The organism is Micromonospora sp. DT228 (assembly GCF_049841595.1).
Taxonomy (GTDB): domain Bacteria; phylum Actinomycetota; class Actinomycetes; order Mycobacteriales; family Micromonosporaceae; genus Micromonospora.
Window position 1 is genome coordinate 86,763 of sequence record NZ_JBNCKO010000019.1, and the last position, 20,296, is coordinate 107,058.

24 protein-coding genes and 1 other RNA gene are annotated in these 20,296 nt (G+C 69.8%); 18 read left to right on the top strand and 7 right to left on the bottom strand.

The window, feature by feature from the left end; all coding sequences use genetic code 11:
• Positions 1 to 219 precede the first annotated feature (219 nt).
• From ACLQ29_RS29485 to mctP, 7 genes are all read left to right on the top strand, one after another.
• Positions 220 to 1,449, top strand: coding sequence for a helix-turn-helix domain-containing protein (locus ACLQ29_RS29485; protein WP_393363926.1), 1,230 nt, complete (start codon positions 220 to 222; stop codon positions 1,447 to 1,449).
• Positions 1,450 to 1,465: 16 nt separating this feature from the next.
• Positions 1,466 to 2,038, top strand: coding sequence for a flavoprotein (locus ACLQ29_RS29490; protein WP_425774673.1), 573 nt, complete (start codon positions 1,466 to 1,468; stop codon positions 2,036 to 2,038).
• A 121-nt stretch (positions 2,039 to 2,159) separates the two neighbouring features.
• Positions 2,160 to 2,996, top strand: coding sequence for a Nif3-like dinuclear metal center hexameric protein (locus ACLQ29_RS29495; protein ID WP_425774736.1), 837 nt, complete (start codon positions 2,160 to 2,162; stop codon positions 2,994 to 2,996).
• Positions 2,986 to 3,723: a zinc ribbon domain-containing protein gene (locus ACLQ29_RS29500; RefSeq protein WP_393363920.1), complete on the top strand. Its 738-nt coding sequence runs from the start codon at positions 2,986 to 2,988 to the stop codon at positions 3,721 to 3,723. Before ACLQ29_RS29495 ends, ACLQ29_RS29500 begins: the two co-directional genes overlap by 11 nt.
• Before the next feature lie 3 nt (positions 3,724 to 3,726).
• Positions 3,727 to 4,869 (top strand): bifunctional RNase H/acid phosphatase, encoded by a 1,143-nt coding sequence (locus tag ACLQ29_RS29505; protein ID WP_425774674.1) that lies wholly within the window; start codon positions 3,727 to 3,729, stop codon positions 4,867 to 4,869.
• A 166-nt stretch (positions 4,870 to 5,035) separates the two neighbouring features.
• Positions 5,036 to 5,278, top strand: a complete 243-nt coding sequence (locus ACLQ29_RS29510) for a DUF3311 domain-containing protein (protein WP_425774675.1) — start codon at positions 5,036 to 5,038, stop codon at positions 5,276 to 5,278.
• Positions 5,278 to 6,927 (top strand): monocarboxylate uptake permease MctP, encoded by a 1,650-nt coding sequence (gene mctP, locus ACLQ29_RS29515; RefSeq protein WP_425774676.1) that lies wholly within the window; start codon positions 5,278 to 5,280, stop codon positions 6,925 to 6,927. The genes ACLQ29_RS29510 and mctP overlap by 1 nt, the downstream gene beginning before the upstream one ends.
• A 424-nt stretch (positions 6,928 to 7,351) precedes the next feature.
• On the opposite strand, the gene ACLQ29_RS29520 is transcribed toward mctP, so the two are convergent.
• Complete coding sequence (locus ACLQ29_RS29520; protein WP_425774677.1) at positions 7,352 to 7,807, bottom strand: MarR family winged helix-turn-helix transcriptional regulator; 456 nt, start codon at positions 7,805 to 7,807, stop codon at positions 7,352 to 7,354.
• Between the two features lie 54 nt (positions 7,808 to 7,861).
• Here ACLQ29_RS29520 and ACLQ29_RS29525 point away from each other — a divergent pair, with 54 nt between their 5' ends.
• Positions 7,862 to 9,094: an MFS transporter gene (locus ACLQ29_RS29525; protein WP_425774678.1), complete on the top strand. Its 1,233-nt coding sequence runs from the start codon at positions 7,862 to 7,864 to the stop codon at positions 9,092 to 9,094.
• An 18-nt stretch (positions 9,095 to 9,112) separates the two neighbouring features.
• On the opposite strand, the gene ACLQ29_RS29530 is transcribed toward ACLQ29_RS29525, so the two are convergent.
• From ACLQ29_RS29530 to ACLQ29_RS29540, 3 genes are all read right to left on the bottom strand, one after another.
• On the bottom strand, positions 9,113 to 9,874 hold the full coding sequence (locus tag ACLQ29_RS29530) for a sulfite exporter TauE/SafE family protein (protein ID WP_425774679.1): 762 nt from the start codon (positions 9,872 to 9,874) through the stop codon (positions 9,113 to 9,115).
• Between the two features lie 78 nt (positions 9,875 to 9,952).
• Positions 9,953 to 10,438 (bottom strand): roadblock/LC7 domain-containing protein, encoded by a 486-nt coding sequence (locus ACLQ29_RS29535; RefSeq protein ID WP_425774680.1) that lies wholly within the window; start codon positions 10,436 to 10,438, stop codon positions 9,953 to 9,955.
• The gene (locus tag ACLQ29_RS29540) at positions 10,435 to 10,806 is read right to left on the bottom strand and encodes a hypothetical protein (RefSeq protein WP_425774681.1); all 372 of its coding nucleotides are present in this window, start codon (positions 10,804 to 10,806) and stop codon (positions 10,435 to 10,437) included. Before ACLQ29_RS29540 ends, ACLQ29_RS29535 begins: the two co-directional genes overlap by 4 nt.
• Positions 10,807 to 11,089: 283 nt before the next feature.
• Here ACLQ29_RS29540 and ACLQ29_RS29545 point away from each other — a divergent pair, with 283 nt between their 5' ends.
• The 8 genes from ACLQ29_RS29545 (at position 11,090) to ACLQ29_RS29580 (ending at position 17,450) form a co-directional block, all read left to right on the top strand.
• Positions 11,090 to 11,659, top strand: coding sequence for a hypothetical protein (locus ACLQ29_RS29545; RefSeq protein ID WP_425774682.1), 570 nt, complete (start codon positions 11,090 to 11,092; stop codon positions 11,657 to 11,659).
• Positions 11,660 to 11,712: 53 nt separating this feature from the next.
• A complete protein-coding gene (locus tag ACLQ29_RS29550; RefSeq protein WP_425774683.1) occupies positions 11,713 to 12,669 on the top strand; it encodes a threonine/serine dehydratase in 957 nt (318 codons plus the stop codon).
• A gap of 112 nt (positions 12,670 to 12,781) precedes the next feature.
• Positions 12,782 to 13,198, top strand: an RNA gene (gene rnpB, locus ACLQ29_RS29555) — RNase P RNA component class A.
• A gap of 409 nt (positions 13,199 to 13,607) precedes the next feature.
• Positions 13,608 to 13,823, top strand: coding sequence for a hypothetical protein (locus ACLQ29_RS29560; RefSeq protein ID WP_425774684.1), 216 nt, complete (start codon positions 13,608 to 13,610; stop codon positions 13,821 to 13,823).
• A gap of 316 nt (positions 13,824 to 14,139) precedes the next feature.
• Positions 14,140 to 14,886 carry a DUF6193 family natural product biosynthesis protein gene (locus ACLQ29_RS29565; protein ID WP_425774685.1) on the top strand — a complete coding sequence of 249 codons (747 nt, stop codon included), beginning with the start codon at positions 14,140 to 14,142 and terminating at the stop codon, positions 14,884 to 14,886.
• Positions 14,887 to 15,666: 780 nt separating this feature from the next.
• The gene (locus tag ACLQ29_RS29570) at positions 15,667 to 16,134 is read left to right on the top strand and encodes a DUF4265 domain-containing protein (protein WP_425774686.1); all 468 of its coding nucleotides are present in this window, start codon (positions 15,667 to 15,669) and stop codon (positions 16,132 to 16,134) included.
• A gap of 206 nt (positions 16,135 to 16,340) precedes the next feature.
• Positions 16,341 to 17,099, top strand: a complete 759-nt coding sequence (locus ACLQ29_RS29575) for a hypothetical protein (protein WP_425774687.1) — start codon at positions 16,341 to 16,343, stop codon at positions 17,097 to 17,099.
• A 3-nt stretch (positions 17,100 to 17,102) separates the two neighbouring features.
• Positions 17,103 to 17,450 (top strand): hypothetical protein, encoded by a 348-nt coding sequence (locus ACLQ29_RS29580; protein WP_425774688.1) that lies wholly within the window; start codon positions 17,103 to 17,105, stop codon positions 17,448 to 17,450.
• Between the two features lie 144 nt (positions 17,451 to 17,594).
• On the opposite strand, the gene ACLQ29_RS29585 is transcribed toward ACLQ29_RS29580, so the two are convergent.
• Positions 17,595 to 17,837 (bottom strand): hypothetical protein, encoded by a 243-nt coding sequence (locus tag ACLQ29_RS29585; RefSeq protein WP_425774689.1) that lies wholly within the window; start codon positions 17,835 to 17,837, stop codon positions 17,595 to 17,597.
• Positions 17,838 to 17,925: 88 nt separating this feature from the next.
• Positions 17,926 to 18,237 (bottom strand): hypothetical protein, encoded by a 312-nt coding sequence (locus tag ACLQ29_RS29590; protein WP_425774690.1) that lies wholly within the window; start codon positions 18,235 to 18,237, stop codon positions 17,926 to 17,928.
• A gap of 182 nt (positions 18,238 to 18,419) precedes the next feature.
• On the opposite strand from ACLQ29_RS29590, the gene ACLQ29_RS29595 reads away from it, so the two are divergent.
• The gene (locus tag ACLQ29_RS29595) at positions 18,420 to 19,067 is read left to right on the top strand and encodes a class I SAM-dependent methyltransferase family protein (protein WP_425774691.1); all 648 of its coding nucleotides are present in this window, start codon (positions 18,420 to 18,422) and stop codon (positions 19,065 to 19,067) included.
• Between the two features lie 48 nt (positions 19,068 to 19,115).
• Here ACLQ29_RS29595 and ACLQ29_RS29600 read toward each other — a convergent pair whose 3' ends face one another.
• Entirely contained in the window at positions 19,116 to 19,610 is a 495-nt protein-coding gene (locus ACLQ29_RS29600; RefSeq protein WP_425774692.1) for a nuclear transport factor 2 family protein, read from the bottom strand.
• A gap of 114 nt (positions 19,611 to 19,724) precedes the next feature.
• Between ACLQ29_RS29600 and ACLQ29_RS29605 the strand changes: the two genes are divergently transcribed.
• A complete protein-coding gene (locus tag ACLQ29_RS29605) occupies positions 19,725 to 20,186 on the top strand; it encodes an SgcJ/EcaC family oxidoreductase (protein ID WP_425774693.1) in 462 nt (153 codons plus the stop codon).
• Positions 20,187 to 20,296 lie beyond the last annotated feature (110 nt).

Below are 20,296 nucleotides of genomic sequence, written 5' to 3' on the forward strand. Positions count from 1 at the left end.
GTTCGCCAGGTCTCATGTCGAGCACCGTCACTGCCGTAACCCACGATCGTTGAGGTTGACGAACGGCTCGTGCAACTTGCACGAAAAGTACGAGGACTGGCTGTATGGCTGACGTACATCGTGTGCGACCAGCGAAAACCTGAAAATGAACCACAGTCACCGCACCCGCGGACATCGCCCCGGCTCGATCGGTCGGCGGCGGCAGGGGAGGATGGGCAGATGGACGAGCTACCCATAGGACGGCGAGTGGCTTACTGGCGGGGGCGCCGCAAGATGTCGCAGCAGGTCTTCGCCGACCGGCTGGGAAAGTCAAAGAGTTGGGTGGACAAGGTCGAACGCGGCGTCCGCCGACTGGACAAGTTCTCCGTCCTCTACGAGATCGCCGACATCCTCCAGGTCGACGTGCAACTCCTCCTGGGCAAGGACCCAGAGCGCCGCACCGACGCGCTGAACTGCATCGACCAGGTCGAGGTGCAGGAGATCCGGGCGGCACTGGAACGCTACGACTCGATGAGCGCGTACTTCGACGCGGTGCCGTGTCCGCCGCCGCTGGAGGACCTGCGCAAGGCCGTCAATCACGCCTGGCTGACCTACCAGTACGGCCGCTACGGCATGCTCATCCGGGCGCTGCCCAAGCTGCTGCGCGACGCTCAGGCCGCCGACGCCGCCTACGGCGGTGACCGGGCCCCCGAGGCGGCCCACCTGCTCGGGCAGGTCTACCAGATCGCCTCCTCGGTGCTGCGCAAGCTCGGCGAGTGCGACCTCGCCTGGTTGGCCGCCGACCGGTCGATGGCGGTGGCCCAGCGGGCCGACGACCCTCTGCTGGCCGGCATCGCCACCACCCGGGTCTGCAACGCGCTCGTCGCGATGGGCCGGGCCCGCCCCGCGCTGGAGCTGAACGTCCAGATCGCCAACCGGCTGGCCCCGGGCGGGAGCAACGAGGTCACCCCGGCCCGCCTCTCCGTCTACGGGATGCTCCTGCTCCAGGGTGCGATGGCCGCGTCGCGCATCGGTGACACGGCAAGCGTCGACGACCTGATCAACTGCGCGCAGGAGGCCGCCACGCTGCTCGGCGGCGACCACAACCACTACTGGACGTCGTTCGGCCCGACAAACGTCGAGCTGCACCGGGCCGCCGCCGCGGTGGAGCTGGGCGACGGGGGTCGGGCCGTGGAGGTGCACCAACTACGCATCTCGGAGCCCGACTTCAACGCGCTGCTGCCCGAACGCCGCGCCCATCACCTGCTCGACATCGCCCGCGGGTACGCCCAACTGGGCGACGTGGCGAACGCCGGCGAGATGCTGTTGCTCGGTGACCGGCTCGCCCCGTCGGAGGTCCGCTGCCGCCCGATCGCCCACGAGGTGATGTCGGACATCCTTCGTCGCACACGTGGTGCGCCGCCTTCTCCGGTAGCGGAGTTGGCTGAGCACATGGGAGTAGGGGTATGAGCGCGGAGCCGGTGTGATGGCCGGTTCACCACGTCACCGCGGGCACCGTCAGGTGCTCTACGTCATCGCCTGCGGTTCGCCGCTGGCCCGGCACGTCGGCCGTCTGGTCGACCTTGCCCAGCAGGATGGTTGGGACGTCTGCGTGATCACGACGCCCGACGGGGCGAAGTTCGTCGACCAGGCCGCGCTGGCCCGGCAGACCGGCCACCCGGTGCGGACGCACTACAAGAATCCCGGGGACCCGGACGTCCTGCCGCCCGCCGACGCCATGATCGTCTGCCCGGCCACCGTCAACACGGTCAACAAGTGGGCGGCCGGGATCACCGACACCCTGGCGCTTGGGCTGCTGGTCGAGGCGCAGGGCAAGGGCGTCCCCATCGTCGCGGTGCCGTTCACGAACGCCGCGATGGCCGTCCACCCCGCGTTCCGTGCCGGGGTGGCCCGGCTGGCCGAGTGGGGCGTCACCGTGCTCTTCGGTGACCACGTGATCACCCTGCATCCACCCGGCACGGGGGAGCAGCACCTGCACGCCTTCCCGTGGGCGATGCCGCTCAAAGCCCTGCACGCCGTCGCCGTGAGCGCTGTCTAGCGCGCTCACCCGCGCAGCCCGCCCGCGACGCGGCCGGGCCGGGTGTCACCGCTGGACCGCCTCCGCGCCGGTAAGCTGGCCCGCCGTGAGCACTAGCAGATCCGCCCCCACGGTGACCGACGTGGTGGCCGAGCTGGAACGGCGCTATCCACCGGCCTGGGCCGAGGAATGGGACCGGGTGGGCCTGGTGCTCGGCGAGCCGGCCGCCCCGGTCCGCCGGGTGCTCTGCGTGGTCGACGTGGTGCCCGAGACGGTCGCCGAAGCGCTTGCCGCCGACGTGGACATGATCGTCGCGCATCACCCGCTGCTGCTGCGCGGGGTCTCGTCGGTGGCGCCGACGACCTTCAAGGGCCGGATCATCCACCAGCTCATCCGGGCCGGGGTGGCGCTCTACGCGGCGCACACGAACGCCGACGTGGCCGCCCCGGGCGTCTCCGACGCCCTCGCCGCCCGATTCGGGCTGACCGGGCTGCGCCCGCTTCAGCGATCCGCGCCCGGCTCGCCCGCCCACGGCGACGACCGGGGCTTCGGCCGGATCGGGGAGCTGCCCCGGCCGATGACTCTCGCCGAGCTGACCCGGCACGCGGCCGCCGTGCTCCCCGTCACGTCCTGGGGAGTTCGCGCCGCGGGGGATCCCGGGCGTATGGTTCGTACCCTCGCCGTCAGCGGCGGGTCGGGGGACAGCTTCCTCGGCGCCGCGACCGCCGCCGGGGTGGACGCGTTCCTCACCGCCGACCTGCGGCACCACCCGGCCGGCGAGCACCTCGCCGCCGATGGTCCCGCCCTGATCGACGCCGCCCACTGGGCGACCGAACGACCGTGGCTGGACGACCTGGCCGCCCTCCTGCGGGAGGCGCTGGGCGTCGAGACGCTGGTGTCCGACCTGGACACCGACCCGTGGACCGTGCACGCCGCCGCACCCGCTGTGGACGACAAGGAGCCCGACCGTGAAGGCTGACCCTCAGGTGCAGCGCCGCCTGCTCGACCTCCAGGCGATCGACACCAATCTCGCCCAGCTCGCGCACCGCAGGCGAACGCTAGCGGAGCGGGCCGAGCTGGAGTCGCTGGCCCGGGAGTTGTCGTCGTTGGAGGATGAGCGGGTCCGCGCACAGGTGGCGGTCGACGACCTGGACCGGGACATCGCCCGGCTGGAAAAGGACGTCGAGCAGGTCCGCGCCCGCAAGGAGAAGGACGAGAACCGGCTCGCCGCCGGCACCGGCCCGGCCCGGGAGCTGGAGGCGCTCCAGCACGAGCTGGTCTCGCTGAACCGGCGCCAGGGCGACCTGGAGGATGCCGAGCTGGAGCTGATGGAGCAGCGCGAGACCGCGCAGGGCGTCCTGGACGGCGTGGAGCAGCGGCTGGCCGACACCCGGGACAAGCGCGCCGCGACCGAGCAGCGCCGCGACGACGCGCTGGCCGAGATCACCAAGGAGGAGGAGTTCAAGCGGGGAGCCCGTCAGCCGCTCGCCGCCGACCTCCCGGCCGACCTGGTCACCCTCTACGACAAGATCCGGGCCGACACCGGGTTGGGCGCCGCGCTGCTCACCGCGGGCCGCTGCGGCGGCTGCCGCCTGGACCTGTCCGGTGCCGACCTGGCCCGGATCCGCAAGGCCGCCCCGGACGACGTGGTCCGCTGCGAGGACTGCCGGCGGATCATGGTCCGCACCAACGAGTCGGGTCTGTAGGTCGTGGCGCCGCGGGTGGTGAGCGTCGAGGCCGACGGCGGGTCCCGGGGCAATCCCGGCCCCGCCGGCTACGGCGCGGTGGTGCGTGACGCGGAAACCGGCGAGGTGCTCACCGAGCGCTCCGAGTCGCTCGGCACGGCGACGAACAACGTCGCCGAGTACCAGGGGTTGATCGCCGGCCTGACCGCCGCCGCCGAGCTGGGCGCCGCCGAGGTGGACGTCCGGATGGACTCCAAGCTGGTGGTCGAGCAGATGTGCGGCCGGTGGCAGATCAAGCACCCCGGCCTGCGCCCCCTCGCGGCCGAGGCCGCCGGGTTGGTGGGCCGGTTCACCGCGGTGCGGTTCGCCTGGATCCCCCGCGAGCAGAACCGGCACGCCGACGCGCTCGCCAACGCCGCCATGGACGCCGCCGCCGGTCGACCGGCGCGGACCCCGACGACGGGCCAACCTCCGGCGACGCCCACGACGGGCAGCGACCCGGCGACCGCGCCGGCCTCCTGGGAGCCGCGCCCGACCTTCACCGCCACCCGGCTGATCCTGGTCCGGCACGGCAAGACCGAGTACACCGAGCAGCGGCGCTACTCCGGCCGCGGCGACGTGCCACTGTCCGCGAAGGGCCGGGCCCAGGCCCTGGCCACCGGCGCCCGGGTGGCCGCGCTGGCCCCGTCCGCCGCGGCCGTGCTCAGCTCACCGCTCTCCCGGTGTACGGCCACCGCGGCGGCGATCGCCGAGGCGCTCGACGGCGACGTGCCGGTGCGTACCGAGGACGACCTGATCGAGTGCGACTTCGGCCAGTGGGAGGGGCGGACCTTCGCCGAGGTGCGCCAGCAGTGGCCGGGGGAGATGGACGCCTGGCTCGCCTCACCCCGGATCGCCCCGCCGGGCGGGGAGTCGTTCACCCACGTCGCCGAACGCGCCCACCGCGTCATCTCCGGGCTGCTCACCGCGTACCCCGGGGAGACCGTGGTGGTCGTCTCGCACGTCTCGCCGATCAAGCTGGTGCTGCGCGACGCCCTCGCGGCCGGCGACGGCTTCCTGCATCGGCTCTTTCTGGACGCGGCCGGCATTTCGCTGCTCGACATGTGGCCGGACGGCGGCGTCGCCGTCCGCACGGTCAACGACACCGCCCACCTCGCCGCCCTCTGAGCCGGCACACCCCAACCTGATCTGGCCAGCCGGCCGGTCGCGCCGTTCGGCGCAGCCGTTCGGCCGTTCGGCGCAGCACCCTCCGTGCGGGTCCGGTGACCGCCGTCACAAAGTCATAGCCTCCGGCAGTTACATCGAGAGCCTCGACTCCCCGGAGGTCTGTCAGATGGCTACACCGGAACCGGAGGCGCCCACCACGGCGCCAACCCGGGCGAAGGACCACAGCCCCTGGAACTGGTTGCTGTTCATCCCGATCGTGGTGCCGCTGATCCCGGTCTTCTTCAACGGCGACTCGCCCCGGGTCTTCGGCTTCCCACGCTTCTACTGGCTGCAACTGGCGTACATCCTGCTCGGCGTCTCCACCACGACGCTTGTGTACCAGATGACGAAGAAGCGGGGAGGCTCCTGATGTGGCGGGACCATCTCACCGAGATCATCGTCTTCTCGCTCCTCTTCCTGCTGGTGAGCGTGATGGGCTTCGTGGCCGCCCGGTGGCGGGCGCCGAAGGACATGGCGCACCTGGACGAGTGGGGGTTGGGCGGGCGCAGCTTCGGCGGCTGGATCACCTGGTTCCTGGTCGGCGGTGACCTCTACACCGCGTACACCTTCGTGGCGGTGCCGGCACTGATGTTCGGCGCCGGAGCGGCCGGGTTCTTCGCCGTGCCGTACACCATCGTCATCTACCCGCTGGTCTTCCTGGTGCTGGTGCGCCTCTGGTCGGTGTCGCACCGGCACGGGTTCGTCACCCCTGCCGACTTCGTCCGCAACCGGTTCGACTCGCCGGTGCTGGCCCTGCTGATCGCCATCACCGGCATCGTGGCCACCATGCCGTACATCGCGTTGCAGCTGATCGGCATCGAGGCCGTGCTCAAGACGATGGGGGTCACCGGCGACAACGCGGTGGCCCGGCACCTGCCGATCATCATCGCGTTCGCGATCCTGGCCGCGTACACCTACCAGTCGGGGCTGCGCGCGCCGGCGCTGATCGCGTTCGTCAAGGACAGCCTGATCTACATCGTCATTTTGGTGGCGGTCATCTACCTGCCGTACAAGCTGGGCGGCTGGGGGGACATCTTCGCCGCCGCCGACGCGAAGTTCGACGCCTCACCCAACCCGAACGACGGCGTCCTGCTCAACGGCAACAACCAGCTTCAGTACGTGACGCTGGCGCTCGGTTCGGCGTTGGCGCTCTTCCTCTACCCGCACAGCATCACCGGTGTGCTGGCCAGCCGGAACCGTGACGTGATCAAGCGGAACATGTCGGCGCTGCCCGCGTACAGCCTTCTGCTCGGGCTGATCGCGCTGCTCGGTTACATGGCCATCGCGGCGGGGGTGAAGCCGCTGCCCGGCGCTTCGGCCGGCAGTGTGGACAACAACACCATCGTGCCGCTGCTGTTCGACCAGCAGTTCCCGGCCTGGTTCGCCGGTGTGGCGTACGCGGCCATCGGCATCGGCGCGCTGGTACCCGCGGCGATCATGTCGATCGCGGCGGCGAACCTGTTCACCCGCAACATCTACAAGGAGTACCTGAAGCGGGACGCCTCCCCGGCCCAGGAGGCCAACGTCTCGAAGGTCACCTCGCTGGTGGTGAAGGTCGGCGCGGTGGGCTGCATCGTCTTCCTCGACCCGCAGTTCTCCATCGACCTCCAGCTCATCGGCGGCGTGATCATCCTGCAGACGCTGCCGGCGGTGGCGCTCGGTCTCTACACCCGTTGGTTCCACCGCACCGGCCTGATCGTCGGCTGGGCGGTCGGCATGGGGTTGGGCATGTGGATGCTCTACCAGGTCGCCAGCCCGACCCGGAAGCACTTCGGCGGCTCGGCGTTCCCGCTGTCCGAGTTCGGGTTCGACACCACCAAGACGATCTACGTCGGCATCGTGGCGGTCCTGGTCAACCTGGCCGTCGCGGCACTCGTGACGCTGGCGCTGCGGGCCGCGAAGGTCGAGGAAGGAGTCGACGGCACCACACCCGACGACTACTTCGCCGACGAGGGCGACCCGCGGGTCACCCCGGGCACCGACCGCGACGCCGACTCGGCCCGCGAGCCGGTCGCCTGATCCCAGGTACGTAAGCCCGGGCGCCGACGCGAGTCGGCGCCCGGGCGTCGGCGCCGACCCGCCCTCCCGCCCCCTCCCGCGCTCCCGCGCTCCCGCGCTCCCGCGCTCCCGCCCCCTCCCGCGCTCCCGCGCTCCCGCGCTCCCGCGCTCCCGCCCTCCCGCGCTCCCGCGCTCCCGCCCTCCCGCGCTCCCGCCCTCCCGCCCTCCCGCCCTCCCGCGCTCCCGCCCTCCCGCGCTCCCGCCCTCCCGCGCTCCCGCCCTCCCGCGCTCCCGCCCTCCCGCGCTCCCGCGCTCCCGCCCTCCCGCGCCGATCTTGCACTTTGTGTCGTAGAAAAGTCAGGATTTGTGGCATAGGTACCGACAGAAAGTGCAAGATCGGCTAATTCGGGGTGGGGTGGGGTGGGGTGGGGGTCAGGGCTCGGGGTCAGGGGCGGTTGCGGTCTATCAGGGCCTGGTTGAGGCGGCCTAGGAGGACTGCGAGGGTGGAGCGGTCCTCGGTCGTCCAGTCGGCCAGCATGTCGCCGTAGAGCCGAGTGCGGGCGGCCTGCACGGCGGCCATCCGTTGCAGGCCGGCGGCGGTGGGGGAGATGACCGTGCCCCGGCCGTCGCACGGGTCGGGGGTCCGCGTGATCAGGCCGTCGCGTTGCAGGGCGGAGACCTGCCGGGTCACCGTCGAGCCGTCCAGGTTGAGTCGGGCGGCGAGCGCGGAGACGTTCTGCGGGCCGGCGTCGGCCAGGTGACGCAGGATGACGTACGCCGCGCGGTCCAGCACCCGGTGCTCGGCGGTGCCGGTGGCCCGCCGGGTGGCCTCGCCGAAGCGCATCAGCAGGGCCACCTCGGTCTCGATCTGGCCGAGGGTGCTCTCGTCGTCGTCACTCATGGCTGTATGATACAGGATAAGTACCTGTACGATACAGCTAGTTGAGGAGTCGGAGTGGATCGGCGTACCGAACCGAACCGCAGTGCCATCTACGCCACCACGCTTGTGGCCTTCCTCGCCATCGCCGGCATCGCCGTCGTCGACCCGATCCTGCCGGCCATCGGCGAGGCGATCGGAGTCAGCGCCTGGCAGGTCGAGTTGCTGTTCACCGCGTACATCGCGGTCATGGCTCTTGGCATGATCCCGGCGACGCTGGCCAGCGGCCGGTTCGGCTTCAAACCGGTGCTCGTCACCGGCGTCTCCGTGGTCGGCCTCGCCGCGATCCTCGCCTCGTTCAGCGACAACATCGTGCAGCTCTCCGTGCTGCGCGGTGTCTGGGGGCTGGGCAACGCGATGTTCTTCGCCACCGCCATGGTGGTGCTCGTCAACCTGGCCGTCGACCGGGAATGGGTGGTCGGCCTCTTCGAAACCGCCCTGGGCCTCGGCTTCGCCGTCGGCCCACTGATCGGCGGCCTGCTCGGCGAGGTCAGCTGGCGGCTGCCGTTCTTCGTCTGCGGCGTCTTCATGGTCCTCGCCCTCGGCGTGGCCTCCCGCAAACTCCGCGAGCCCACCAACCGGCAGGCCCCGGTACGCGTCGGCCAGATCTTCGCCACCTACCGCCGGCCGGCGTTCATCGCCCTCTGTGCGGTGACCGCCGCGTACAACTTCGTGTTCTTCGTGGTGCTCGGCTACACGCCGCTCTTCCTCGGCCTGGACGTCATCCCGCTGGGGCTCGCCTTCACCGGCTGGGGGCTGGGCCTGGCCGCCGGCATCATGGTGATCGGCCACCGGCTGGCCCACCGGATCGGCGCCGTGCAGACCGTCGGCGTGGCCATCGCCGGGCTGCTGGTCTGCATGGTCCTCTTCGCCACCTCCGGCAGCACCGCCGAGGCGCTCGTGGTGCTGGTGCTCGCTGGACTCTGCATGGGCCTGGCCAACGCCAACCTCACCGATCTGGCGCTCGGCCTGGGTTCCAGCGACCGGCGGGTCGCCACCGGCGCGTTCAACCTGGTCCGCTGGGGTGCCGCCGCGCCCGCGCCGATCATCTCCGGCAAGCTCGCCGAACACTCGCTGTCGTTGCCGTTCTGGGTCGGCTTCGGGGTCCTCGCCGTCGGCGTGCTCGTCTACCTGGCGTTCGCGCACCTGATGGCGGCCGGCTACGGCGAACGGGTGCTCTGGTCCCGCTGGAACCGCGCCGCCGCCGACGCCGAACACGCGGCCGAGGAGCCGGTGGGCGAGGCGTACTGATCTTGGCTTTGCCGCCGGTCAGTTCAGGGCACGCCAGAGCAGGTAGAGGCCGATCGTCGTACCGAACACCACGATCAGCGTCTTGAGCACCACCGGCGGCAGCCGGCGGACGAGCCGGGCGCCCACGTACCCCCCAAGAAGGGTGGCCGGCGCGACCACCGCGACCGCCGCCCAGTTCACCGGGCCGAACAGGGCGAAAACCACGAGCGTGGTCAACCCCACCAACGCGGAGAGCAGATTCTTGATCGCGCTCACCCGCGCCAGCGTCGCGTCCAGCACCAGGGCCAGCCCGGCGACAAGCATCACCCCGAGTGCCGCGCCGAAGTAACCGCCGTACACCGCGCCGAGCGCGACCATCGTCTGCACCGTGACCGTCCGTCGGCGTGGCGACAGGTCGCGGGGGTGACCGACCAGCCGGCGCAGCGGGTCCTGGAACGCCAGGACCGCTGTCGCGCCGAGGACCAGAAAGGGTACGACCAGCTCGAACGCGCGGGCCGGGGTGGCCAGCAACAGCAGCGCCCCGACGATCGTGCCGGCAATCGTGGTGGGCACCAATGTGGCAAGCGCGCGGGGGCGCGGCAGGTCCGTCCGGCTGCCCGCCACGCTGGCCAGGTAACCGGGAAACACCGCGATGGAGTTACTGACGTTCGCCGGAACCGGGGGCAACCCGATCGCGATCAACGCCGGGAAAGTGATGAGCGAACCACCACCGGCCACCGCGTTGACCGTGCCAGCGGCGAGACCGGCGGCGAGCAGCAGCGCCGCGTGCGAGAGATCCATAGCCCCACGAGGCTAGCCTGGCCGCCCGGACCCCCGCACGATCGGCTGGCCATCGCCCGCGCGCGCCGACACCGACCGTCAGGGGGTGGTCGGCGTGACCCCGTCCAGCAGGTCGGCCAGGCGCTCGGTGGTCACCGGTGCCCGCAGGTGCAGCCGGGCCACGTTGATGCTGTCCTGCCCGACCACGGCGAGCAGAGCATGCCCGCTGACCGCGTACACGCTCAGGTAACCGCCTGCGTTGCGAATCGTGGACTGCTGGAAGTCGCCCTGGCCGAGCCGGAACCCGATCTGTCGACCCAGCCCGTACGACGTGGCGGCAAGCGCGGCGAGGTCGTGCGGGTCGGCGTCGGTCTGGATGTTGTGGGTGATGAGCAGGCCGTCCACGCCGCCGAGCACGCACCCGTCCACCCCGGGGATCTGCACCCGCAGCTCCGCTAGCTCCTGCCCGATCGCCGGATACGGCAGCGCCGGGTTCCCGGCCAGCGAGGGCGGCAACGGGCGTGGCGGCTCCAGGGTGTCGGCCCCCCTCCGGGTACGGCGGGGTAGCCCGTCAGCGCCACTCACAGCTCCAGAGTCTCCTCGATCACCCGCAGCTGGTGACGGGCCATCGCCAGGTTGGCCCGGCTCTTGCTCAGCATCAGGTAGAGGAAGAGACCCTTGCCCGCCCGACCGGTCAACGGCCGGATCAGGTGGTACTGCGTGCCGAGCGTGATGAGGATGTCCTCGATCTCGTCGTTGAGTTTGAGCATCTCGATGGTGCGCAGCTTGGCCCGGACCACATCGGTGTTACCGGCCGCGGCCACCGTCAGGTCGATCTCGCCGGTGCCGCCGGCCACACCGAGCGTCATGCCGCTGCTGTGGTCGACGAGCGCGGCACCGATCGCACCGTCGATGCCCATCGCGCTCTTGAGGGCGATGTCGAGGTTCGTCAAGGCGTCTTCTCCCAGATCCGACGGGTGGTGGCACCGTTGGGCGCACGGGGTTACCGGGCCGTGACAGGTGGTACACAACCGCACAAATGCTCTGACGAGGTTCGCACACGTATCAACCACTCGCACCCTCAGGGCCACCATCTGCCCGACCGTTCACCCGCATCCGGACGGCAGTCCCGTACCGGGGACCCTCCGGCGGATTGTCCCCTTCCGCACTGAGCTGATACGGCCTGCAATACCGGAATCGGTTGTCCGGTTTCCGTGGGCACCCCGGGTGACCGGGGTGGCAAACGCTGGAAGCTGGGGGTGGACTACCGGGATGTCCTCGCCTCTGGATTTCTTCGTTGACTTCGCGGTCACCGGCATGGTCCTTGGCGTCGGTCTCGGTTCCCGTCCGGACCACTGGCCGGGCGTACTGGGGTCCGACTTCGACGAGGGGTCGGGGAACGATCGCCACCTGGTGCGGCAGTTCGGGTTCGTCGACGCCAACTTCCACGACGGGTCGGGCGAGTGGATCTGTGATTGCGTCATCGTCCACGCCTGGAGGTTGCATCGGTTCGATGGCATGGTCCCCGAGGTGATCGGTAGCCGGTACGGGAGCTTCCCGCCCCGGGTGCCGTTCGAGGAGGTGGCCGACCGGCTCGTCAGCGCGGGCGTGGAGATCTATCACGTCAGGCGGGTGCATTTCGCTTCCCTCGAACACTATTGGATACCGGATGCCAAGGTCATGTTCGGGTTGATCTCCGAATATCAGCTGGAAGACTTCCCCGCGCTGCGGCTCGGGGACGTCGATTCGGTGTCCACCACCACCGGCGTCGACCTTCGGGCGGAGCTGCTGACCCGGTATCGCTGATGGGGATCACATCCGCAGGCTGGCCCGTGCCGCTGCTGTGGCACGCTTCGGTGATGATCGAGCTCGCGGACATCGAGGCGGCCGCCGACCGGATCGCCGGCCATGTGGTCCACACACCAACCGTGCCCAGCCCCGGCCTGTCCGAGCTGCTCGGCGTGCCCGTCACCGCCAAGCTGGAGCTGCTGCAACGTACCGGGTCGTTCAAGGCGCGTGGCGCGGCGGCGAAGCTGCTCGTCCTGGACGACGCCGAGCGGGCGGCGGGCGTGCTGGCGGTCAGCGGCGGCAACCACGGCATCGCGGTCGCGGTGATGGCCGGTGCCCTGGGCGTGGCGGCGACCGTGGTGATGCCCCGCACGGCGCCGGCGCGTGCCGTCGAGGTGGCCCGCGCGACCGGTGCCGACGTCCATCTGACCGACGGCATGGCCGCCGCGTTCGCGCTCATGTCCCGGCTGCGGGAGGACGGCCTGACCCTGCTGCACCCGTTCGACGACCCGGTGGTGCTCGCCGGGCAGGGCACGGTCGGATTGGAGTTCGCCGACGACGCCGGTGAGTTGACCGACGTGCTGGTCAGCGTCGGCGGCGGGGCGTTGATCGCCGGGGTGGCCGCGGCGCTGCGGGCACGCCGGCCGGGGGTACGGGTCTGGGGCGTGGAGACCGAGGGCGCGCAGGCGATGTCGCAGGCCCTGGCCAAGGGTGGGCCGGTCGAGGTGCCGCTGTCGTCGATCGTCACCACGCTCAGCGCGCCGACCGTCTCGCGGCTCACCTACGACCACGTGAATGCCCTGGTCAGCGACGTGCTCGTGGTCTCCGACGCCGAGGCGGTGCGGGGGACGGTGGAGTTGGCCGAACATGCGAAGGTCTGGGCCGAGCCGGCCGCCGGATGCCTGCTGCCGGCCGCCCGCCTCGTACGGGAGCGGGTGGGTGACGATGCCCGGTTGGGTCTCGTGCTCTGCGGCGGCAACTCCACGGTCGCCGACGTGGTGTCGTGGACAGCGCGCCTGGGGGCCTGAGCGCCCTCGGGTAATCCCCACGGCCCGTCGGCCCCGCCATCGTCATCGGCCGAGCCGAGCCGGGGCGGAACGGGGCGTCCCCACCACGCCGTTAGGATGAGGGCGCGACGGACGAGTCGACCGGGCGGTCGCGTCGGCGGGCTCCGGCCCGCCGCCGAGGAACGTCCGGACTCCACAGGGCAGGGTGGTTGTTAACGGCAACCCGGGGCGACCCGCGGGACAGTGCCACAGAAAACAGACCGCCGACCCCCAACGGGGACGGTAAGGGTGAAACGGTGGGGTAAGAGCCCACCAGCACCCCGGGTGACCGGGGTGGCTCGGTAAACCCCACCCGGAGCAAGGCCAAGCAAGGGCCGTCACCGCAAGATGACGACCCGGCGCAGACGCTTGAGGGCTGCCCGCCCGATGTCTGCGGGTAGGCCGCTGGAGCCTGCCGGCAACGGCAGGCCGAGATGGATGGCCGCCGCCGGCGCAAACCCTTTGGGGTACGCGCCGCGCACAGAATCCGGCGTACAGGTCGACTCGTCCGTCGCCCACCAGCTCAGAGACCTGATCGGGGCTCTGAGCTGGCTCTATGTTCAGGTGTCGATGGTCGTTCATGGTCAACATTGGTCGGCGTTTGACGCCCTGAGGACGCCCTGACGCCCTGGAGACGCCCTGAGCGCTGGCTCAGTTGACCTTTTCTCGGGTCGGGCTGGCAGTGCCGCATTGGGCCGTCTCCGGGTCCACGCCCGACCGTTCCGGCTGGGGCCGGCGGCCGTGCATGTTCGGCACGTCCTGGTGGTGGAGCTGGTGGCGCGACCCAGTGATCCGGTGGCAAGCCAGTCCCGGGGTTGGACTGGCGCGGCAGACGGAAGCCCCGGCACGCGACCAGGCTGACCCGCTGGCTTCCGTAGCGGTCTTGGTGGTCCCATTCGTGGATGAGGTGGGATGAGTGCGTGCCGGAGCTGCTGGAGCACCTGGGGGAGATGGGTCTGGTCGGGCTGGTCAAGATTGACGGCGAGCGGGAGCGCAAGCCCTGGACCGTGGTGATCTCGGGTCAGCGGCTCGATGGTGCGGCGATAAGGGTCGACGGCCACAGCCTCGATTACTGCCTGCGGCATGTGGTCACAGCGCTTCACGAGCGCTTCCCAGACGAACTCGCGCTGAGCTGAGATCCGACTGTGGGGCGGTGTCCCGGCGGCTGTCGGTGGCTCACCGCCCCGGCGCCGTAGGCGACCGGGGCGGCTTGCCGCCGGCCGGGCTTGCCGCCCCGCACCGCGCGGAGCGCGGTGCCTTGATCCAGAACAGAGAAATTCGGCAGCAGAGACCGATACGTGATGTCCTCCGTCGACTGATGCGCAACACTCGTCCGCCAGTTGATCTGCGACACCAGCGCGCTGATCGCGGCAAGAGCGGGTGCTTCGAGTCGACTCGATCCCGGCCGTCTCGCGGCTGTCCTGGCAGGGTGGTGAGGCAGAATCGTGAGCCGTGCCGACCTACCCCGATCCTGTTGTTCTCTATCCGGAGGTTGCTGCCGAGGGCAGCCTTGCGGCAGCGTTGCGAGCCGTCGCCGTCCGGCAAGGGCTGTCCATCCCCGTGCCGGTTACGGCGTCCAGTTCATTGCATGGCGCTGTCGTTCCGGCCACCGTCCCGCATCGTGAGGCGTTGGAGGTGTCCGCCAGCCACGTAGAGCGACGGTGGTTTATTCGCGGCTGCGAGCGCGACCAAGGTCTGGCCTTGATCGAAGGAGACACGGTGGATCTCGCTCAGGTGGCGCGAGCCGCGCAGGCGTGGCATGACGGAGCGCCCCTGACCGAGATCCCCCAGGCTGCGTCGTTCGTGAAACTGACTGGACGGTTCGAGGTGCCCGACCGCGATCCGGCAGGGCTGGTCGAATCGGAGTGGCGGCACCTGCGTACGGAGGCAGCGGAGGTGAACTGGCCCGAGTACCACGCGCTCATCGAGGCCGCGTACGCCGAGCCCACGCTACGGCAGCTCTACCCCTTCACCAGCCATTGGTCTTTGCGGTTCTCCACCAGCACCCGGCCCAGCCTCTCCCGCGGCGTCCTGGTGTGCTTGCACGCCAGGCGAGGCAGGGACTACATCGTCACGATGGGCTACATGGGACAGGAACTCGGCGAGACCGCTACAGCGGAGGAGGCCGTGTCATTGGCCGCGCGCAACCTGCCCGCCGAGCTCGGTCCGGTGAGGTACGGCGCAGCCGAACCGAGCTAGTGCTTCTCCGCCGAGCCGTCCGCTCAACGGCATGTCAGGACCTGCACGGCGAACCTCATCCGGGCAATCTGCTCTCGACCCAGGGCGGCCCGCTCTTCATCGACTTCGAGACGTGCTGCCGAGGGCCGATCGAGTTCGACCTGGCCCACGCACCCAACGAGGTCGAAGACCACTACCCGGGAGTCGATCACCATCTACTTCGAGATTGCCGGACTCTCATGCTGGCGATGATCACTACGTGGCGCTGGAATCTCGATGACCAGTTCCCCAACGGCCACAGGCTCGGCAACGAGTGGCTGAGTGAACTCCGGAGGGTGGCGGCTCGATAATGACCTTGTCCGGGCTGGTCGCTGTCGTCGCTTGAGCTGAACCTCGGTCACGCCGACGCTGCGTCACGCTGCGGGGCTACCCGCACGTTGTGCTGGCCGAGCGGGCCCCGCCGTTGCCCGCACGTGTCGTCGCCCGGTTAGTCACCCGCCCGCACCGCTGGGAAGGCCCTGCTGCACATGGCCTCGACATCACGTAGCCCCTCGTCCTCCTCCCAGATGCAGGCCGCGCAGATAGAAAGGTTGCGATAGTCCGGCCTCGGGTGCGCCTGCGGCGCGTGCCCGCACTCGGGACAGGGCTCACCGTCATGACTGTTCACGCTGCGATCGTCGCAGGCGCGCAGCGTCCATGATTAATAAGCTCGGCCGGCGTCCTGGTCCTCGCGACGGTTGGCCCCCGCGTGCTCAGGGTGTCCGTCGGCAGAACGCTGATCGTCCAGAGAGGAGGAACGTGATGCCCGAACTGCCGGACGAGTGGGTTCAGGTGTGGTTTCTCATGCCGCCCGGCAGCAATGCGACGAGCATGGGGATGGGCGCGATACCGGTGGCGCCGGATCGGGTACGGCTGCCGAGTGCGCCGTGGGCAGCGTTTGACGCCGCGATGCACGACGTCTTCCGGGTTGAGCGCGATCACGAGGGCCAGTGGTGGGTCAAGGAGAAGGTCACGGCATCGGGTTACTGCGCGATCCGCATCTGGGCCCCTGACGACAATGATCGCGAACATTTCGAGGAGGGTGTCCTGGCTGACTTCGCCCCGCTGCAGGTGAGCGGGGCTGGCATGTTCGGGCTTGTCGTCCTCGATGTTCCACCGACAGTGGATCTGCCCCGGGTACGGCGGCTCCTACGCGACGGCGAACGCGCCGGCCGGTGGACTGTCGACGAGCTGTGCGTGACGGCGGCGTGGCAGGCAGCCGCTCCATAATCACGGGTGACCGCGCCGGCAGTGGTTGCGCCGGGTTCCGGCGGGGCGCATGCCCCCCGACCTGCCGGCGGTACCTGCGGCGACCACGCCCGCTACGGTGGTTCGGTTGCGCTGGGCAAGGAGGACTCATGGGACTCGGTTCCGCCGGACTTGGTGGGCCGCCGAACCTGGTTCCTGCTCGGCGTTGGTCGACAACGCTGGCGGTCGTGGCCGTGGTCACCGCGGCCTGCGCCTCGCCATCCGCACCGCTGCCCGAGAAACACGACATGCCTGGCGTGTGGTGCGGCTCCGAGCGGGAGATCCTCACCCTCAAGGCCGATGACACCTTCGAGATAACCGGGCTCTCGAAGACTCACCTGGACGAGTTGATGGGTGATCCGAACTACGTCGAGGGGTACCGCATCCGGACGGAGTTCGACGGCGTCGCGCCGACCTCCGGATCGGGCAGATGGAGTTTCCGGGTCACGACGGAAGGCTGGCCGTTCCTGGACCTCGACTACCGCAGGCTTGACGGCAAGGAGTCCTCGGACGTCCTGCAGCTCGGGGTCGATCGTGACGAGGAAGAGGCGGCGCTCGTCGTCTATGACGGCAATCGGGACAACAGGTGGGTTAGCTGGTTCCGCAGGTGCGACAAGACGGCGCTGACCGGATCGCCGTCCAAACAAGCCGGCGCAACAGATCCGCCGCTGGTCCGCGCGATGATGCGGGTCCGCTCGACACAGACACGAAGCGGGACGTCAGTCAGGGTCAGTGCGGCACTGGGGACGGCCCGTCGGGTTCCAAGACACCTGTCGCCGCGAGGGTGCCCCGTCACGTCACCGTGCTGCCCCTCGGCTAGCTCCAGCCGCGCGAGGGCGGGCTCCCCGGCCGGGCCGTCCGTGCAGGTGCGCCCTACGCCGAGACTCCAGGATTGTCCTGTCGATCATGAATCGACTGGTCAGGTCACACCGACCGGGGGATCATGAGGCGTGACTGAGGCGGACGAGGTGCTGAGGATCGCGGACTTGCGCCGAGCGTGCGCGATGCTGTTGGACGCGGCGGAGAGCCGGTACGGCCCTGAGATCCAGCTGGCACAGCTCGACGTCGGCTACTACTGGAACGTCGATCTTCGCGCGGCATACACGATGGCCGCGCAGCCGGAATTGGCGATCGACTGTGGGCAGAGCAGCGACGATCTCGCGGAGTTGTCCGGTCTCCTCCAGCGAGATCCGGAGGACGTCGTATCGCTGTGGCACGACATCGGCCACCTGAGTGGGCTCTTGCGGCTGCTGGCGTACCTCGATCTGCCTGACACCGGCGAGGCTCGCGGCGCCTAGCTGGTGGCTGGCTGCGGCCGCTCGGCGGGCGACCTGGTCGGTGCGCTGTGAGATGACTGCGGGCTGTCGCCGGCGCGACCTCAGGCGAGCCGGATCGTCGGCCCCGTTTGACCGCTGCGTCGGGCACGCCGAGGCGGGCCGCCGCTACGGCTGGTCGTCTGAGGGTTGTGTCGCGTCGCGCCGTCGCAGTTCGACACGTGTCAGCCAGGCGAGCCCGCCGAGCGCGGCAAGCATGATCCAGCCGACGGGGTTCGTCGGAGCGATCACCAGGGCGGCGATGGCGGCCACCGCCCCAAATGCGCCGAAGAGCCACATCGTGCGGAGCGGCATCTCGCGAGGCGGTTGCGGCTCACTCGCGGCAGACGCCGGAGGGTCGTCGGTGGTCATGCGCTGATCTGTGCCGTGGCCGGGTGCCTCGTCAACGCACGGGCTGCCGAGACCTCCCGTTGTGATCCCATCTCGGCAGGAGAGGCAGTCACCGTTCGGTGGTCCATCCGAGTGCCGCGAGGCGATTGATCAGTCGATCGACATTGAGCGCCCGGAACATCCACACCTCATCATGATCGGCAACCTCGAACTCCAACCCGGCGCTGCGCCACCGTCGGATCGCCATCAGATTGTCGGCGGTGATCACCAGAGTGCCGGCCCAGATCTCCCGCAGCGTGATGGAGTGCGAGTCCGCCCGCAGCCTCGCCATCGGCCAGCCCGAGTCCGCCCGAACACCACCCCCGACCGTGGGAAGCACGCGGATGCCGCCACGCAACGAGAACCCATCTACGTCAGTCAACCTTCGATCCTCCGTGTCACGGCAGCATCCACACTGGTAACCGTCCCGATCGTCACCCAGTCAGTCAACTGGCTCCTTCACGCATCGGGGGACGCGACAGAGAACCTTGCCCAGCATGGAAATGCGCCCCCGCGTCATCTCCCGCGCGCCGCCGCGCCGGTGGCCGCCCACCAGGTGACAGCATGGCTTGGGTGACCGCGGCTACCGACTGGCACGACTGGCATCTGCCGTACGACGACGACACGTCGCCGCTGTCGCGCAGGCTTCGGCTCGTCCAGCAGCACATCAACGACTGGCTGGACCGACGGTCGGACCCTTTGCTGTGGGTGGTCAGCGTGTGCGCGGGACAGGGGCGGGACCTCATCGGCGCCCTTGCGCCGCGCCCGGACGCTGATCGGGTACGAGCGGAACTGATCGAGTACGACCCTCGAAACGTGGCCGCCGCCCGGGCGGGCATCGCCGCCGCCAAGCTCACCGGGTTCACCGTCACCCACGCCGATGCGGGCGACTTCGCCGCGTACCGGATGGTCGTCCCTGCCGATCTGGTCGTTCTCGCCGGGGTGTTGGGCAACATCAGCGAGCAGGACGTGCGGGCAACAATCGACGCGATGCCTCGGCTGTGCGCACCCGACGCCACAGTGGTCTGGACCAGGACCCGCCGCGATCCGGATCTCACCCCGGCGGTACGCGGCTGGTTCGCCGCCGCAGGCTTCGCCGAGGAGGCCTTCGACGCGCCGTCCGACGTGCTGTTCTCGGTCGGCGTTCACCGGTTCCACGGACAACCGCGGCAGGCGCCGTCGAACGGCAGAATCTTCACGTTCGCCGGGTGAGGCTTACCGGGCCGCGCTCCTGGCGGGGGAGCTTCTGCGGTAGCTCCGCTATCGAGGCGCGGCACGCGGCATGATGTGAAGTTCCCCGCTGTCGGCCATCGAGTGCAACATGCCGGCGGCCAACGGGATGAGCCGGGCAAGGCCTGGTTGTTTGTTGCGCCGGGCCAGTTCGGGTCCGAGCCTGGTCATCAGCCGGGTCAGCGCCGGCAGGGGGCGGATGAAGAGCGTGATCTCGGTGATCAGGCCGTCCGCGGCCAGGCGCAGGCGTTGCGCTTCGTACAGACGCCGGTCGCCGATGTGGGCCTCGTAGAAAAGCGCCACGGTACGGCCCTCGGCGACCTGGTCGGTGTAGGTGATGCCGTCGATCGCGGCCAGGGCCACCTCAAGCAGATCGCGTACCTGTTGGCGACCGTGGAAGGCGAACTGCTCGGTGATCGGCGAAACCAGTGTGACCTCCGGGCTGAAAGCGGCGACCGCCGCCGCGGCGTCACCTGCCTCGCCGGCGGCACGCCATGCGGCGACTGCGTGGTACGGCTGACTCACCGGCACTCCATCCCGGGCGCGTGGTTGACGTCGTCGGTCGGCGTTTACGGCGACCGGCATCAACGGTATGGCACTGACCGGTCCGTCGTTACCCTGCGTGGCAGGATGAGAGCCATGGCTGAGGAGACCGCCGCCATAGAGCGGCTCTACGAGGAGTTGCTGACCGCCTGGAACGACCGCGACGCGCGCCGGTACGCCGCCTTGTTCGCTGACGACGCCTCGCTTGTCGGCTTCGACGGCAGCCAAGTCGACGCGTCGGAGTTGGAGGGACACCTGGCGCCGATCTTCACGGACCACCCGACCGCCTCCTACGTGTGGAGAGTGCAGGAGGTGCGTCCACTCGGTCCGGCGGTCGCGCTGCTGAAAGCGCGGGTCGGAATGGTCCCACCGGGCCAGACAGATGTGAACCCGGCGGTGAACGCAGTGCAGTCGCTGGTCGCGGTGCAGCAGAACGGAACGTGGCGTGTCGCGTTGTTCCACAACACGCCGGCGCAATATCACGGCCGATCCGACCTCGCCGACGAACACACAGCCGACATGCGAGCCGCCATGGCCGAGGCCAGCAGTCGCTCCTGACAACAGCCAACCGGTAACGGCATGGGCTGGACAACTACTGCACGTCGAGCCCGACCTAGACGAACGCATCCCCTCTGACCTCAGCAATCCGAACGGCAACCGCACGTAAG

What these genes read in the sequence shown, in the direction of transcription:
- ACLQ29_RS29485 (WP_393363926.1), top strand. Translation starts at nt 220, where the DNA reads ATGGACGAGCTACCCATAGGACGGCGAGTGGCTTACTGGCGGGGGCGC.
- ACLQ29_RS29490 (WP_425774673.1), top strand. Translation starts at nt 1,466, where the DNA reads ATGGCCGGTTCACCACGTCACCGCGGGCACCGTCAGGTGCTCTACGTC.
- ACLQ29_RS29510 (WP_425774675.1), top strand. Translation starts at nt 5,036, where the DNA reads ATGGCTACACCGGAACCGGAGGCGCCCACCACGGCGCCAACCCGGGCG.
- mctP (WP_425774676.1), top strand. Translation starts at nt 5,278, where the DNA reads ATGTGGCGGGACCATCTCACCGAGATCATCGTCTTCTCGCTCCTCTTC.
- ACLQ29_RS29520 (WP_425774677.1), bottom strand. Translation starts at nt 7,807, where the DNA reads ATGAGTGACGACGACGAGAGCACCCTCGGCCAGATCGAGACCGAGGTG.
- ACLQ29_RS29530 (WP_425774679.1), bottom strand. Translation starts at nt 9,874, where the DNA reads ATGGATCTCTCGCACGCGGCGCTGCTGCTCGCCGCCGGTCTCGCCGCT.
- ACLQ29_RS29550 (WP_425774683.1), top strand. Translation starts at nt 11,713, where the DNA reads ATGATCGAGCTCGCGGACATCGAGGCGGCCGCCGACCGGATCGCCGGC.
- ACLQ29_RS29570 (WP_425774686.1), top strand. Translation starts at nt 15,667, where the DNA reads ATGCCCGAACTGCCGGACGAGTGGGTTCAGGTGTGGTTTCTCATGCCG.
- ACLQ29_RS29585 (WP_425774689.1), bottom strand. Translation starts at nt 17,837, where the DNA reads ATGACCACCGACGACCCTCCGGCGTCTGCCGCGAGTGAGCCGCAACCG.
- ACLQ29_RS29595 (WP_425774691.1), top strand. Translation starts at nt 18,420, where the DNA reads ATGGCTTGGGTGACCGCGGCTACCGACTGGCACGACTGGCATCTGCCG.
- ACLQ29_RS29605 (WP_425774693.1), top strand. Translation starts at nt 19,725, where the DNA reads ATGGCTGAGGAGACCGCCGCCATAGAGCGGCTCTACGAGGAGTTGCTG.